The sequence below is a fragment of the Thermomonospora curvata DSM 43183 genome, assembly GCF_000024385.1.
GTDB lineage: Bacteria > Actinomycetota > Actinomycetes > Streptosporangiales > Streptosporangiaceae > Thermomonospora > Thermomonospora curvata.
In genome coordinates this window covers 5,308,885-5,324,096 of sequence record NC_013510.1, presented here as the reverse complement: position 1 = coordinate 5,324,096, position 15,212 = coordinate 5,308,885, and the positions used below count along the sequence as shown (strand labels likewise).

11 protein-coding genes are annotated in these 15,212 nt (G+C 68.1%); 4 read left to right on the top strand and 7 right to left on the bottom strand.

Annotated elements, in window-relative coordinates; genetic code table 11:
• Positions 1-92: 92 nt before the first annotated feature.
• On the bottom strand, positions 93-647 hold the full coding sequence (locus tag TCUR_RS23065) for a hypothetical protein (RefSeq protein WP_148233104.1): 555 nt from the start codon (positions 645-647) through the stop codon (positions 93-95).
• Between the two features lie 88 nt (positions 648-735).
• Positions 736-1,416, bottom strand: coding sequence for a hypothetical protein (locus tag TCUR_RS26720; RefSeq protein WP_148233103.1), 681 nt, complete (start codon positions 1,414-1,416; stop codon positions 736-738).
• Between the two features lie 1,955 nt (positions 1,417-3,371).
• Between TCUR_RS26720 and TCUR_RS23055 the strand changes: the two genes are divergently transcribed.
• The 4 genes from TCUR_RS23055 (at position 3,372) to TCUR_RS23045 (ending at position 6,306) form a co-directional block, all read left to right on the top strand.
• Positions 3,372-4,229, top strand: coding sequence for a helix-turn-helix domain-containing protein (locus tag TCUR_RS23055; protein ID WP_012854999.1), 858 nt, complete (start codon positions 3,372-3,374; stop codon positions 4,227-4,229).
• A gap of 25 nt (positions 4,230-4,254) precedes the next feature.
• Positions 4,255-4,464, top strand: a complete 210-nt coding sequence (locus TCUR_RS25895; protein ID WP_086014623.1) for a DUF397 domain-containing protein — start codon at positions 4,255-4,257, stop codon at positions 4,462-4,464.
• 112 nt (positions 4,465-4,576) lie between these two features.
• Positions 4,577-4,960, top strand: a complete 384-nt coding sequence (locus tag TCUR_RS25890; RefSeq protein WP_012854998.1) for a DUF397 domain-containing protein — start codon at positions 4,577-4,579, stop codon at positions 4,958-4,960.
• A gap of 314 nt (positions 4,961-5,274) precedes the next feature.
• Complete coding sequence (locus TCUR_RS23045) at positions 5,275-6,306, top strand: ligand-binding sensor domain-containing protein (protein ID WP_041440311.1); 1,032 nt, start codon at positions 5,275-5,277, stop codon at positions 6,304-6,306.
• Between the two features lie 129 nt (positions 6,307-6,435).
• Here the strand turns inward: TCUR_RS23045 and TCUR_RS23040 are convergent, their stop codons facing one another.
• The 5 genes from TCUR_RS23040 to TCUR_RS23025 form a co-directional block, all read right to left on the bottom strand.
• Positions 6,436-7,251, bottom strand: a complete 816-nt coding sequence (locus TCUR_RS23040) for a protein phosphatase 2C domain-containing protein (protein WP_012854996.1) — start codon at positions 7,249-7,251, stop codon at positions 6,436-6,438.
• Positions 7,252-7,580: 329 nt separating this feature from the next.
• The gene (locus TCUR_RS26715) at positions 7,581-8,093 is read right to left on the bottom strand and encodes a hypothetical protein (RefSeq protein WP_148233102.1); all 513 of its coding nucleotides are present in this window, start codon (positions 8,091-8,093) and stop codon (positions 7,581-7,583) included.
• A gap of 397 nt (positions 8,094-8,490) precedes the next feature.
• Positions 8,491-9,504: a hypothetical protein gene (locus TCUR_RS23035; protein WP_041440307.1), complete on the bottom strand. Its 1,014-nt coding sequence runs from the start codon at positions 9,502-9,504 to the stop codon at positions 8,491-8,493.
• A gap of 5 nt (positions 9,505-9,509) precedes the next feature.
• Positions 9,510-9,863 carry a hypothetical protein gene (locus tag TCUR_RS23030; protein ID WP_012854993.1) on the bottom strand — a complete coding sequence of 118 codons (354 nt, stop codon included), beginning with the start codon at positions 9,861-9,863 and terminating at the stop codon, positions 9,510-9,512.
• Positions 9,864-9,896: 33 nt separating this feature from the next.
• Positions 9,897-14,900: a DNA repair ATPase gene (locus TCUR_RS23025; RefSeq protein ID WP_052305727.1), complete on the bottom strand. Its 5,004-nt coding sequence runs from the start codon at positions 14,898-14,900 to the stop codon at positions 9,897-9,899.
• Positions 14,901-15,212 lie beyond the last annotated feature (312 nt).

Here is a 15,212-nt window from a genome sequence, read left to right as displayed (position 1 = left end):
GGCAAGCAACCTGTCTACCAGGGGTTTCACCATGTTCAGAGCCGGCCGCTCAACCTGTGATCAGTACCCCCATCAAGCCCGCTGAAAAAGGCTCAGTATTCCGGTGTCCAGAGCTGTCCCTCGCCGAAGAGGAACGGCGAGTGCATGTCGAGGTCCGCTGGGATGACGTCGGTGATCTTCAGTCGTGCGACCCGGCCCAGGTCGGTCACCACGCAAAATATCTCTCCCTTGAAGATCCCGGCCTCCTTGAATGTTTTTTCGGTGTGGCTGGGTATGTGGTCGCCGGTGACCTCCGGCGGTCCTTTGTGTGCGGCGTCGTAGCAGTCGAATGGGTTGTCTGCTCGTCCTTCCCTGACCCAGGAGACGAATGAGTTGATGGCCGCGGACTTCAGCGCCTCGTGTGTGGTGCGGCTGCAGCCGACATGCTCGTACTTGATGTCGGGGATTCCCGGCTTGGGGTCGGGGTGCGCGCCGATGTTGTCGAGGTCTATCTTTTCGGGTTTTTTGCTGCAGTCCCAATAGGTGAAGGTGTGTGAGAAGCCCCAGGTGAAGTGTTCTGGTTCCGAGTACGACTCGGCACGCGGGGCGGGGCCGGGCGGCTCGTCGGGACCGCTCGTGCAGGCGCTCACGGTGCTCGAAGCCGTCACCAGCGCGAGAAGGAGGCCACTGCGGAGCCGTCGCCTTCTGCTCGCTTTGTGTCCCGTCGGTTTTTCCCCTGCCATGGACCAGCCTCGATCAGTCGGTCTCTTCCCAGATTAGCGCAGTTCCGCTCATCGTCGTTATGACGCCGTGGATTCCGTCCTCACCGAGAGTGAGGTCCTCGATCTCTGCGCGGACGATTCGACCCTGATCGGTGACCAGGCAGAATGCGTTGCCGGGAAGCACCCGAAGGGCTTTGCGGGTGTCAGGACGCAGGTACGACGGCAGCGCCCCGGTTATGGCCGCGGTGCGGCAGCTGATGGGATCTGTCGCCTGTCCTTTGAGGACTATACCTCCGTGTCCTTCCTCGGACGTGTACAACCGGGTGTTCTTCGAGCACACCGAGTGCACCACGTAAGCGAGATCGCTCACTTGAGGTTCGCTGTCGTCGATGGCCGCGTCGAAATCGATTTCGCTGGGATGTACCCTGACGAGGCCACCGCACCCGTCATCGTGGTATTGCAGCGTCCACGGAACTGTGACCGGTTCTTTATAGGCCAGCTTGGGGTTTTTGTCTCGTACCCCTATAGCGGAGGGCGTCGCTTTGCTCGGAGCAAGGTTCGACGGTGGCCTTTCACGTGAAGGGGGTTCCGGATCTTTGGGGGAAGGGGGGGAGAGTGCAAGCCATGTGCCAATGGTACCGAGAGTTCCCACGATGAGACCGAGAATGGCCACGATGATATTGATGAGCTCGAATCTCCCAGTCGCTCGCCCCACGGAAACAGGATAACTCGGCAATCCAAAACTTTATGCGATTGGATGCGGTTGGCGGGGTTTGTGTGGCGAACCGGGGCGGGTGCGTGCCGCGCGGCTTCCTGCCAGGACGGTGCGTCGGGGCCGGTCTCTTCCGCTTCAACGCAGGTCAGAGGGGTTAGGAGCCAGCAGGCGTTTTCGCTGCACAGTCCCTGCTTCGGGGTGCGAGGGGCTGCCTTCGGAAGGCTCGACGGCCGGCGGACCGTCCCGCTTTCGGGGCTGTGGATCGGGAGGCCGTGGGATGAGTGGCGTGGCCGCTTCCGGACAAGCTGCCGGAGGCCACCGGAGCGGACACCGGCCGGGAGGACCAGAGCGTCATCGGGATGGCTGCCGCCTATGCCAGGCGCGTCCCGGACGGGGATCGCGATCTGAGGATCGGAGCCATCAGGAGCAGGGAGCGCCGGGGAATGACTCTCGCCTCTGTCTGTTTTTCCGTCCCCGCAAGGACACCGATGCCGATGTCCTCATCGTGTACTCGCCCACGGAGCTACTGGAGATACTCACCAGCCGGTCAAGGAAGACGGCGAACAGCATGGATGCTGTGCGAGCTGCCGGACTCTTATGCGGGCTGCCCGTTCCTTCAACGCCCCTGCGTTGAGGACGGCAGAACAGACGGGGCGGCGAACTCGGTGGCTGCCTGCAAAGCGGGCAATGTTGTCGGCGGGGTGCGTGCGATGAACGCGCTGAGCCCGGACCTGAACGCTCCGTACGACGAGGAGTTCGGTGACGACTCCGCTTCCGCCAAGGCATGGACGGGGATTGCGGCTTGCTCGTGGCCGAGGGATGACGGGGAAGCGCCGGTGCCGGGCGAGCCGCCGCGGCGGTCTGAATCCGGCTCCGGCAGCGGGGCGGTGATGCGGTCTTGCACGGGCGGTGCGGCGGCGGTTTGAGCCGGTTCGGTGTGGGCGGTCATCGGGTTCTCCTAGTGGTCGGTCGGGGCGGTTGCAGCGGGCGGGCTGGACGGGATCCGCTGGGCGGTCACGTGGGCGGCCGTGGCGGGTTTTGGCGGACGGACGGGCAGCGGGTGCTCTTGCATGAAGGCCGGTGTCGGTGGCTGTCCGGGATGCCGTGGCCGTGCGGTGGGTGGCGGCGTGGGGTCGGGGCGGCTGTCCAGGGTGGTGTGCGTTGAGGCGGCGGTATCGGGCGTGTCCTGAGGGCCGGAGTGGTGGTGCGGCGGTCCGCTGCCGGCTTGGGAGGCGGGGGTGCCCGGCCGGGTTTTGGTGAAGCGGCGGATGGTGTGCCGGTGGTCCGGTTCGGATCGGTGGGCGGATGAGCGATGCGATGAGGACCTGGCCCGGCCTGAGTGACGGAGCAGTGGTGCGAGCCGGTTCGGACGGGTGTGGTGCTTCGGCTCGGACTGGAAAGTGTGCGGGGACGCAGTGGGAGGGCTTGGCTCGGTTTGTGGGGCGGGAGGGGAGGCTGGCTGAGGACTCCGCTCGGCCCGAGCGGTGGGAAGAGCGGTGTGGTGGCGGCCCGGCCCGACGCGGGGGACATGCCGGGCGGTGGGACGGTCATCTGGTCTGCTCCAGGGGACGGGGTGATGGCCCGGCTCGGATCGCCGGGCGGCGGGGCGGCGGCTGGGTCTTGTGCGGGAACCGGGCGGAGGGAGGCGTGGGACTGTGCGCGATGGGCGGATGCGGGGTGCGGGGCGGTGACAGGCGCAGGGGACGGGGTGAAGGGCTGATGGAACGGGGGCGGATCGTGCCTATCGCCGGTGCGGCGCCTCGTGATCATGCGGAACTTCCTGGAATCGTCGCCTTCAGCGCACCAGAAACCATCCGGATTCCTTGAAATCCGGACACGTAGAGCGCTGGTCTCGCTACACTCCGAGTTCGAGGAATGGCAGTGATCGTTAGCAATGCATTCATCGGAACTAGTTCCAATTTCTTAAGTTCCCTATCGGCCATAGGGGGAGCAGCGTGGCAAAACGGACGAGCCCTACGGTGCGCCGGCGCAGACTGGCGGCCGAGCTGAAGCGGCTTCGCAAGGAGGCGGGTAAGACACGAGAAGAAGTGGCCGACTTCGTGGCGTGCGCTCCGGCCACCATCACCAAGATCGAATCAGCGGCGACCACCGCCCCGCCGGCCTACGTGGCCCGGATGCTGGAGCTGTACGGCGTTGACGGCGCGGAGAAGGAAGCCTGGCTGGTCATCGCCAAGCAGGCCCGCAAACGCGGCTGGTGGCAGTCCTACAACGACGCCATCCCCAACTGGTTCTCGGTGTACGTCGGCCTGGAGCAGGAGGCCAGCAAGATCCGCGAGTACGAGTGCGAGATCATTCCCGGCCTGCTCCAGACCGAGGGCTACATTCGCGCTGTAATGGATGCCGCTCCTACGATTCCGTCAGATGAAGAGGTGGAGCGTCGGGTCGCCGTCCGGCTCAAGCGGCAAGAACTGCTCGAGAACGGGGATGCGCCCGATGTGTGGGTCATCCTTAACGAAGCCGCCGTCCGCCGAGAGGTCGGAGGTCCTGAGGTGATGCGTGAGCAGCTCGCTCACCTCGTGGAACTCTCCCAGCTCAATACGGTGACGCTTCAGGTTCTGCCCTTCAGCGCAGGAGCGCATCCTGCTCTACAACACGGATTCACCATCCTGGGATTCGCTGAACCCACCGATCCGGACGTCGTGTACGTTGAGTATGCGACAGGTGGCTTGTATCTGGAGCTACGCTCCGAAGTGGACATCTACGGGACCTACTTCGATCACTTGCGTGCCAAGGCGCTTGCGCCGGATGAGTCACGCAGGTTGATCATGGAGCTATCCCAACAGGTGTCCTAGTTGCAGGGACGGAAGGAAAGGCAAGGTGCCCCCGGTGGACCTCTCCCACGTCGCCTGGCGTAAGAGCCGACGCAGCCACAACGGTGGTCAGAACTGCGTTGAGATCGCCGATGCCGGACGGGCAGTTGCTGTGCGGGACAGCAAGGACCCGGGCGGCGGGAGGTTGGTGTTCTCGCGGAGTCAGTGGCGCGTTTTCGCTGAGCGAGTCAAGAACGGTGACTTCGATCTGAGCTGACCCGTCGTTTCGTGGTGCCGGGCCGCCTCTTGGGGGTCGTCTGTGTCTCAGGTCGGGTGTGGGGGCATATGCACACTGACCGAGGTCGGAAACCCCCAGGAGTGCCGTCCAAATGATCGACTTGTCAGACGCTGCTCGGCGTAAGTCCAGCCGCAGTGGCATCGGGGATGACTGCGTAGAGGTCACCTCCATCCTCTGGCACAGATCCAGCCGAAGCCACACCGGCGACAACTGTGTAGAGATCGCTCCTGTTCACTGGCGTAAGTCTCGCTGGAGCGGTCCCAGGGGCAATTGTGTGGAGGTCGCCTCTGTCGCTTGGCGGAAGAGTCGGCGCAGTGGCAACGGTGGTCAAAACTGCATCGAGGTCGCCGACGCCGGGCAAGGGATCGCTGTACGCGACAGCAAGGATCCGGACGGTGGGAGGCTGGTGTTCTCGCGGGGGCAGTGGCGTGTCTTCGCCGAGCGGGTCAAGGGCGGCGAGTTCGACTTGAGCTGAGCTGCTGCTCTGCGGCGTCAGGCCGGTCCTTTGAAGAGGTGCTTCTGTGTCTCTGGCCTGTTTCCCGGGGGCCGGGGCACAGGTTGCCGAAGGGAGTCGCGTCTGCGCCGGTCGCTTTCTGCGCGGGCGGTGGCATGTCCGGTGAGCGTCCCTGCGCCTGGTAGTGGTGTCACCGCTTCCGTGTCGTCGGGATGCCCTGCGCTCTGTGTGCGCCCTTCTTGTGGTTTTCCTGCACTGGGCTTTTTGGCAGGTTCGGATTCCTTCTAAGATCGGCTGGCTTGGGAGGAATCGTGGAACTTCACGGACGGAGAGCGATGAAGGGCGCCGGCAGGGTCGGGCTGGCCGGATGCCTGGTGGCCGGGGCCGTGGGGCTGGGCGTGCCCGCCGCGGAGGCGGCGCCTGCGCCCGGGTGGCGGGTCGTCAAGAAGGTCAGCGCCAAGGGCGAGTTCCAGAGCGTGGCCGCGGTCTCGGCGAAGCGGGCCTGGGCGGTGCTGAGCGCGCCCATGGACGGCAACGGGGCGGCCGCGCTGCTGCGCTGGAACGGCAAGAAGTGGAGCAAGCAGAAGCTGCCCGCCTCCTACAGCCGTTATGCGCTCGGCGGCGTCGAGGCGACCTCGGCCAACAACGTGTGGCTGTACGGGGTGGGCAAGGGGCACAAGCCCTTCCTGGCCCGCTGGAACGGCAAGACCTGGAAGAAGGTTCCGGCGCCGCTCAAGCCCTACCAGAAGGTGACCTCGCTGCTGGTGCGCGGCCCCAAGAACGTGTGGTTCTTCACCCACGAGGGAGGCGCGGGCCACTACAACGGCACCAAGTGGCGGACCTACAAACTCGACATGGAGCCGGTGGACTCGGCCGCCCACGGCGGGACCGTCTGGGTGGCCGGCTACGAGCCCGAGCAGCGGCTGCCCCGCATCGCCGTGTGGAAGGGCGGCAAGTGGACGTACGCCGCGCTCCCCAACGGCGAGACGGCCGGTTTCGTCTCCGGCATCACCGCCTTGGGCCCCAAGAAGGTCCGGGCGGTCGGTGACGACGGCAGCCGGGGCGCCCTGTACTCCTGGGACGGCGGCGAGTGGAAGGTCACCCGGGCTCCCGGCACGTCGCTCAGGAGCGTCGTCCCCGACGGGTCCGGCGGGCTGTGGGCGTCCTCGCGGAAGGGCGGGGTGTACCGCTACAAGGGCGGCAAGTGGACTCGCGCGTCCATCAAGGGCGGCGGCAAGAGCAAGCACCCCTTGGTCCTGGTGGACCTGGCCCGCATCCCCGGCACCAAGGCGTCGGTGTGGGCGGTCGGCGGCCACTACGGCGGCCGGTACTTCACCGACGACCTCATCTTCAAGTACGGCAAGTGACCCTTGCGCCCTGGGCGCCCCTCAGTGGGACGCCCAGGGCCGGGGCACCGCCCGGCGAACCGGGCGCATGCGGTGAGCCGGCCGGCTCTGGGAACCAAGGGGCGGCGAACCCCAGACGAGGACCGCCGGTCAGACCTCGACCAGCACCGCCGCGACATCGTCGGATCTCTTGAACTTGCCCGGCACGGAAGCCGCCGCGTTCTCAAAGGCCCGCAGTTCGGCGATCACCGCCTCGAGCCCCTTGCCCAAGCAGGCGTCGAGCAGTGCCGGCCAGCCGGGGAAGAGCCGGTATTCGGTCACGGCCCGCGCCAGCCCGTCCGTGCACAGCAAGACGACCAGTCCGGCACCGCGCCGGGGCACCAGGAGGGAATGGGCGAACAGGTTCCCCTCCGGATGCCCGGAGAAGACCGACTCGCCGTTGATCCCCCGGATGTACTCGGCACGCCGCCGGTACATCGCCGAGGTGATCTCCTCCGCCGTCAATTCGAGGGTCTTGGCCCGCTCGACCGCCGCCGCCTCCCGTGCGTCGAAGAATCCCGTGCTGACCTCCAGCTCCAGCGAGCCGCCGCGCAGGAAACCGACCGCGTCCCCCACCCGCACGATCTCCACGAAGCCCGGACGGACCACCAGCAGCGCCAGCGAGCAGCACGGATGCTGCCGCATCTCCCGCAGGTCATAACGGGCCAGCTCGGCGGCGATCTCGGCTTGCAGCTCGCTCAGCAGGCCGGTCCCCGACACGACGGAACCGGCGGCGCCGCGCTCCCGCAGAGCCTCGTGCACCCGGTCCACCAGCCAGTGCACGTTCGACGCGGCGGGAAGGTGCCGCTCGTTCCGGAAGTCCGAAGCACCGTCGATGACCCAGGCGAGGTTCCCCGCCGCCCCGAACCTGTCCTCAGAGAGCCTGCCGGACGCACCGGGCAATCCCGCCGAATCGATGAGCCTCACGCCCAGCACTCTCCCACGGCACGCAGGACGAACGGCTCTGCTGGTGGTGATGCGGTCTTAGACGAGCGTCCGGAGGCTGCGGGGGAGCTGTCCGAGGGGGCCGCCGGGGACGAAGGATGCTCGGTGTGCTGGCTCCGGGACGGAACCTTTTCAATGCGTCGTTCCTGCGCGCGGCAGTCGTAGCCGGCGTGGTGGCATGCAACGTCATGGCCTCGGAGACCGTCTTGGCCCGGCAGGACCGCGTGTTGGGAAAGGCTCAGTTCCGGCAGCGTTCGATGCTCAATCCCAGAGCAGGCCGACTTCATCTGGAAGTGATATCCGCACCCCGCTTAGGGACACGGCTCGTTGTCTGTGAGATTGCGAGAGATGGTCCTCGGTTTGCTGGCCGCGGAGTGGGGTGGCAGCGCTGTGGCGGACAGGGTGTCGGATAGGTTTATCTTGGTCATCCAATCTGCCCAAGATTTGTCGATGACTATCGCCTGGAAGACGTACTCGAGGCCTCCTCCCTTATTGTCGCCGATTTGACCGTGCATGCTCCATTTCCCGGACTCTTCGTCGTCGATTTTGACGGGCCTCAGGAAGTAATATTCGCTCCCTTTGACGTGCTGGGCCAGCCAAATCTGCTTGCCCTTCGGAGCTTTCCCGGTGCCATGGATCGTTGCGCAGAGGCCGACTGTTCCCCCTTCAGGAGGTGATACCGTTAGGGGTATGTTTTCGGAGGACGGCCACTCTATCCGGAAGTTGGTGTAAGCCGGGATCAAGGCCAAGACCGCCGCTAGCATTCCCAGCACCTCTACATAGGAACGCCTGTGCCGCCAGATGTGGTTCCAGATGCTCCGCATGCTTCCTTGCCCCGCTCATCGCTCCCTGCAGCAGGCAATTATGGAAGATAGGTTGAGAAAGCATTCTTGACATCTCCGGTTACCCATCTGTCATCAGATGGCCAGTGAGATCGCGTCGGCGGTGAAGCGTGCCCGCAGGGCGCAGCCTCCACCAGTCGCCTCTGCGGACACATGCGGCGGCCCGATGCTCGCCGACGGCCCGCGCGGCACCCGTCCGGCCACACCTGGGAGCCACCGGACGTCTCATCTTGATGATCGTTTCAAGAGCCGGCCCACCGACTCGCGGGAATCTCGGCGGCTCGTCCGCGCTCTGGTCGTCTGCCCGCTACGGCCGGCCCCTTCCAGGGCACCTTCGGATCTTCACGATCCGACCCTCCTAAAAGAGCGGTGTCACCGTTCAGGGCTCCTGGAATGTGATCGCGTATTTCTTCTCGTCCCGCACCACCATCCGCACCTTGTTTCCCCATTTTCGTCCGATCACCTCCCGCCGGTACTCGGGCGGAAGCAGCGCGTCGTCCAGCTCGGTGATCCGGACGATGCGGTTCCGGTGCTTGAAGACCATGAAGACATCGTCGGACGGCTGGTATCCGAATTTGGCATAGGAAAGCCCGGTTTCCCTCTTCAGGTTCTTGGTCTCTATCAGGCGCAGCTCGTCCCATGCGAACCCGAGGTCACCGAGAGGGACGGACTTCTTGCGTCCCGTCCACAGCATGTCGGCCCTATCGTCGATCTTTTCCTCCAGGCCCGGATCGTAGAGGAGCTGGAAGGCGGTCGGTTTCACCATGTCCAGCACGTGCTCCTCTTCCTCCTTGAGGAGGCGCACTCGAGATGAGTATTTCTTTCCGCTGGTGTAGCCGAGAGTGAAATTACTCCCGTCCCGAAGAAGCACCACCTTGGCGAGGTCCGTCCCCTTGACGAAGATCAATAGCGAATAGTATTCGTCCACGAACCCCTTTGGGGGAAAGAAGGAGAGCCCTGTTTTCCTGCGGATCTCCTCAGCCGGTGACAACTCTGCGAAAACAAAGAGGCCATCCCAGGGAAAGGGGGTCAGGCGCTGCAGCGGAACCCCGGGGTAGGGAGCCGACGACTCCGAGAGCCCGGTGAGGGCCTTGGCCATCGTGGCGCTCGCGCGCTTGTCCACGTAGCGGTCCTTCCAGGAGGGCTCGGCGCAGCCCGCCACCCCCTGGCAGAGCAGCAGGACGACAACGAACACGGCCAGGTGCCTTCGCGCGGCGCGCATGCCGCTTCCCCACTGCGAGAGGAGCCCGCCCAGGACGTTCTTGCCGATCACCACCATCCGGCCCTCCTCGATGGCCTGCCAGATGCATCCGTCCAGCTCTTCGCCGGCCGCATTCGGGTGCCGAAGCGCGATCCGCCGTCGGGCGCTGTTGAGGACCGGGGCGGCCGGCACGGGTGTCAACCGTCGTTTCGTTCAGGAGCGGAGGGCAGCCACCGGACTCCCGTCCCATATGCGAAGAGCACCTGGACGGGACCTCCGAAACTGGAGAAGCCCACGCCGAGCACCGCGTCGCATCCCGCCGCGCGGGCGGCCTGTTCGAGGCCGAGCAAAGCGGACTGCGCGTCGTGGCAGGGCTCGCTCTGCACGATGCCCACCTGCTCGAAAGGCTTGGGCGCGGTGCACAACGTCGATAGGAGGACCGTTTCGAGTTCGGCCTCCGGGGCGCTGCGCTCCCGCTGAGCGGCCTGCTGCTCCTCTTGCCTTGCCCGCTCCCGGCGTCGCCGCTCCCAGCGGTCCTCCATGAGGCCCATGCGTCTTCCTCCATGCAGCCGGAGCCGAGCGGGTCAGGGGCGGCGGTGCCTGCCCTCGGCGGCGGTCAGGCGGCCGCCGGCGCGGTGGATGGCCTGTTCGACGCCGCCGACCCGGTCGGCCAGCAGGCCCAGGGCGCCGACGGCGCGGGTGACGGCGTCGTCGCCCTCGCCGCCCAGGGCCTTGGCGCGCTGGTAGGACTGTTTGATCTCCTGCCAGCGGGCGGCCTGGCCGGGGGTGAGGGTGCCGCGCAGCTCGGCCAGTTTGAGGAGGTTGGCCTCGGCGCCGGAGGCCAGGGTCTGCGCCTCGCCCAGGTAGTGGTCGTCGATGAGGGCGTTCAGCTCGGCGTCGTTCATCACCGGGACGATGCGTTCGGCGAGCTTGTTCATGTTGCGGTAGGAGCCCTGCAGCTGGAAGGGCGGCTCGGTGCGGGACTCGTCCGACTGGGCGGCCGAGGCGATGTAGGCCTGGTTGACCGCCAGCACGACCTGCTGCACCCGCAGCAGCTTGGCCAGCACCGAGACCATCTGGTCCAGCTCGACCCGCGAGTAGGGGTGGGAGAGCCGGTCGGGACGGACCGTCTCGTCGCCCCTGGCCAGGCGGATCAGCAGCTCCAGGTCGCCGCGGTCGCGGGTGGACAGCGGGGCCAGCACGGGGTTGGAGGTCAGCGCGTTCTCGATGTAGCTGAGGGCGAACAGGTCCTCCTTGCCCGACAGCACATCGCCCAGGTTCCACACGTCCGCCCGGTTGGCCAGCATGTCGGGGATGCGGAAACGCTTGCCGGCCTCGGTGTAGGGGTTGCCGGCCATGCACACCGCAAAGCGCTTGCCGCGCAGGTCGTAGGTGCGGGTGCGGCCGTTCCAGACGCCCTCCATGCGGCGCTGGGCGTCGCACAGCGAGATGAACTTCTGCAGCAGCTCGGGGTTGGTGTGCTGGATGTCGTCCAGGTACAGCAGGGTGTTGTTGCCGCACTCCAGGGCGAAGGAGATCTTCTCCACCTCCTGGCGGGCGGTGGCGCTGGGGGCCTCGGCCGGGTCCAGCGAGGTCACCGAATGCCCCAGGGCCGGGCCGTTGACCTTGACGAACATCAACCCCAGCCGGCTGGCCACGTACTCCATCAGCGTGGTCTTGCCGTAGCCGGGCGGGGAGATCAGCAGCAGCAACCCCATCTGGTCGGTGCGCTTGGCGTCCCCGGCCGCGCCCAGCTGTTTGGCCAGGTTGTCGCCGATCAGCGGCAGGTACACCTCGTCCAGCAGGCGGTTGCGGACGAACGCGCTCATCACCTGCGGCTGGTACTCCTCCAGCCGCAGCCGGGCCCGCTCGCGCGCCACCAGTTCGCTGCGCCGCCTGGCGTAGGCGCGGTAGGCGGGGACGCGTTCGGTGCGGAAACGCCGGATGCGGGTCAGCGCCTCGTCGATGCGCAGCTCCATGCGCCGGTCGGTGATGCGCGGGTGGGTGCCCAGCAGCCCTTCCACGGTGGCGGTCAGCGTGGCCGAGGAGTCGTAGCGGGGCACGGCGGCGCCGCACAGCTCGATGGCGATGGCCTCCGGCAGGTCCATCTCCAAGCCCGCGGCCTCTTCGCCCCGGGAGGCCAGATAGGCCCGCAGCCACGCCTCGGCGAGCTGGTGGCGGGCGGCCAGGTCGTCGCCCAAGGCGCGCAGGTCGTCTTCGAAAGCGGACAGGGACCGGGAGCCGCCGCCGCCCAGCGCCCGGCGGAACCGCTCCAGCAGCGTCCGGGCGCCCGCCCCGGTGACGAAACCGGCCGGGGACGAGCCCAGCTCTTCGAACAGGTACTCCCCGGCCAGCGGATCGTCCGGCCGTGACGAGACGGCCAGGCCGTGGCCGGTGACGAAGGCCGCGATGGCGTCGGTGAGCTCCCGGCACAGCTCGGCGATGGCGGGGGCGGAGCCGAAGGCGGCGCGGGCGCGGGCCAGCGATGCGGCCCGGCGGCCCCAGCGGGTGCGGGCGGCCTCGTCGGTGCCGTGCGCCCAGAACAGCTGGGCGGCGGCGCGGGCGGACGGCGGGTAGCGCAGCAGCCCGGCGGCCGAGTGCAGCCGCAGCAGGGCGTGCAGGATCAGCGCGGCGTCATGGTCGTGGACGCCCCGCTCATAGCCCTCGTCGTAGCGGGATCCGGCGATGCGGCGGACGACCTCCAGCAGCGTGCCGCCCTCGTCCACCGCGGCCTCGTGCAGGGCCTCCAGCGACAGCCCGTCCTCACCGGCCTCGGCCATGGCCAGGATGGAGGCGGCCAGGTACTCGGCCCGGTAGACGTCCGGGGACTCCGACACCAGCGGCTGGTCCCAGAAGTCGCGGGTGGCCTGGAACTCCTCATCGGTCACCGGCGCCCGGTAGTCGGTGCCGGTGATCGCGTACGCCATGCCGCCCTCGTGCGGGACGAGCGTCAAGTCGATCGGCTGGGTGTTGACGGCGAAGCGGTGCCGGCCCAGCCGGATGGTCTCCCCGCCGTCGGCGAACAGGTCCTGGCGGTCGCGCAGCGCCCGCCCGGCCTCCTGGCGGGCGGCCTTGATGCGGCCCTCCAGCTCCTCGGCGCGCACCGCATCGCCCAGTTCCCGCAGCTCGGCGGCGACCTGGCGGAGCTTGGCCACCATCGGGTCGGCGGCGAAGTAGGTGTTGATCTCATCCAGGGACGACAGGGCCGCCAGGCGGCGGCGCACCCCGGCCAGGGTGCGTTCGGCGGAGGCGGCCAGCCGGTCGGCGCGGCGGGCCCGCTCGTCCAGCAGCGCCTGCTTGCGGGAGGAGAACGCCTCGTAGACGTCTTCGCGCTTGGCGGCCAGCTCGGCGAGGAAGTCGTCGAAGTCGCCGAACCGGGCCTCCAGGTTCTCCAGGTGCAGCATCAGCCGGCCGAGCTGCTCGTCGCAGCGTTCGGGGGTGTCGGCGACCGCCAGCGCCCCGGTGACCGCCTGCCCCAGCAGCGCGAACTCGGCGGCGAACGCGGCGCGTCCCTCACTGGCCAGAAGCTCGCGGCGGCGGCCCTCCAAGGCGGCGCGGGCCCGGTTGACGCCGCCGAGGACCTCGCCGATGCGTTCCAGGATGCGGGTGCGCACGGTGGCGTCGGCGATCTCCAGGGAGCCGACCACCTCGGTGACGGTCTCCAGCGCCGCCGACCGCTGCGCCAGGCGCTCGCTCAGCGGTTCGGCGGCGGCCGCGGTGGCGATCTGGGACGCCTCGGCGGCCAGGCGTTCGATCTCCTCGTGGTAGCCGGTGAAGGCGTCCTCGCCCTGCAGGAACGCCACCGCCCGCTGCCCGGCGGAGGCCAGCTCGGTCTCCAGCGCGGTGTTCAGCTCCTCCAGCCGCTCGGTGTCGGCGTAGCGCATCTCGCGCAGCGTCACCAGGCGGCCCTGCTCGCGGCGCAGCGCGGCGAGCAGGCCCACCCACTCGTCGGCGGTCTTGGGGGCCTCGCCCCGCACCGTCCGGATCAGCGAGGCGACCTCGGCGGCGGCCTCCTCCACCGCCTGGGCGGCCTGCGCGGTCAGCGCCTGGACCTTCTCGAACTCCTCCAGCACCTGCTCGGCCGCCGACCGCACCGCCGTCAGCGGCTCCCGCAGGTCGCCCAGCTCCGCCTCGCCCAGCCAGTGGTAGCGGTCGAACACCCGGGTGCAGGCGGCGATCAGCCCTTCGTAGACCGCGGTGGACGGGGCCATCTCCGCGACCATCCGCGCCACCGACAGGCAGTCGGAGATGCCGCGCACCAGCTCGGCGTTGCCCACCCGCTCCAGCGGGCCGGTGCCCACCGGCTGGGCGGCGGCGTAGGCGTCCGACAGGTACGGCGTCTGCCACACCTGCATCGGGTGGACGCGGGTGGGCTCGTCCGACAGGGCGCGGAACACCACCAGCGTGCCGTCGTCGAACAGCGAGTAGCCGTGGCACGACAGCGGCGCGGCGACCTCCTTGCGGATCACGTTGTAGGGCAGCAGCAGGGAGCGGCCCTCGGCGCGGGCGTGGAAGACGTACAGCACGTCCTCGCCGTTGGTGGAGCGGATGACGCGCTCGAACTCCAGGCCGGTGACGTCGGTGTCGAAGGTCTTCACCGCGCCGGTGGTCAGGTAGTAGCCGCCCGGGAAGATCAGGCCGTGGTCCTCGGGCAGGCGCCGGCAGGCCTGGCCGATGCCGTCCAGGCGCACCACGTCCTTGGTGCGGGTGTTGAAGACCAGGTGCCGCCACTCGGTCTCGTTGTAGGGGCGGATGCGCAGGCAGATCAGCGAGCCGACGCGGGCGTAGTGGACGTCGGCGTCGGCCAGGCTCTGCAGGGGGTCTTCGACCGGTTCCTCGTAGACGCCCTGGCCGGTCTCGGTGTTGTTTTCGATCTTGATGGTGAGGGTGCCGCCGATCGTCTCCACGAACACCTCGTCCTCGATGGAGATGTGCGGGTGGCGGCCCGGCACGTGGTGCTCGCGGGTGGTCTCGATCCACTCGAAGTCGTGCGAGGGCGGGAAGACGTGGTCGCGTTCGCCCCGGTCGTCGATGTACTGAACGGTGCCGTCGGTGCCGATCTGCCAGCGCAGCACCCGGATGTCGCCAAGGCGCGCCCCGGTCTGGAAGACCGCCAGCAGCTTGTCCTCCAGCCGCCGCAGCTGCATCAGCCGGGTGTCGCGGTAGTAGCGGTACAGGTCGGCGAAGTCCTTGAGGAAACGCGGGTCGCGCAGCAGCCCCGGGACCTGCCCGGGGTCCACCTCATCGAACCGGAAGGCGTCCCCGTCGCGGGTGAAGCGGTGCAGGGAGAAGACGTCATCGACCGTCGTCTCCGGCTTGAGCCCGATGAAGACGTTGTAGCCGAACAGCATCAGGCCCGACTGGCCCGTGGTCCCGCCCTCCAGCGGCACCGCGGTCCCCGAGACCGGCACGATGTCGCGCGGCACGCAGTTGTTGTCGGTGCGGATCCGCTCGGTGCCCAGCAGCCGCAGCTCGGTGCCGCCGAACACCTCGATCCGGCGGGCGTTGAGCGCCTCGGCCCGCCGCGCCAGCTCGGCGGCCTGCTCGGTCAGCCGGGCCCGCAGCACCTCGTAGGTGCCGGTGTCCATCTCGGCGGGACGCTCGCCCGCGTCCACGGGCGCAACGTCGGCGGTCTCCGTCACGAAGTCCTCCTCGCTGGTGTGCGGCGGGCGTTCTGCGGGCTTTTCCCGGGCGGACGGCGGGTGCTCCCGGGCGGGCCCGCCGGGGGCACCGGTCCGGCCGGAGCACGGGCGGGTGCTGCGGGCGGCTCGTCCGCCCGCAGCACCCGGGAGCCGGCCGGTGCCCCTTTCTCAGCACGCCGTTTCCGGGGGCCGGGACGGGAGCGGCTTCACGCCCTGGGAGGGCGCGGAACCGGACGCCGCTGCGGCCCCGTCCCGGAA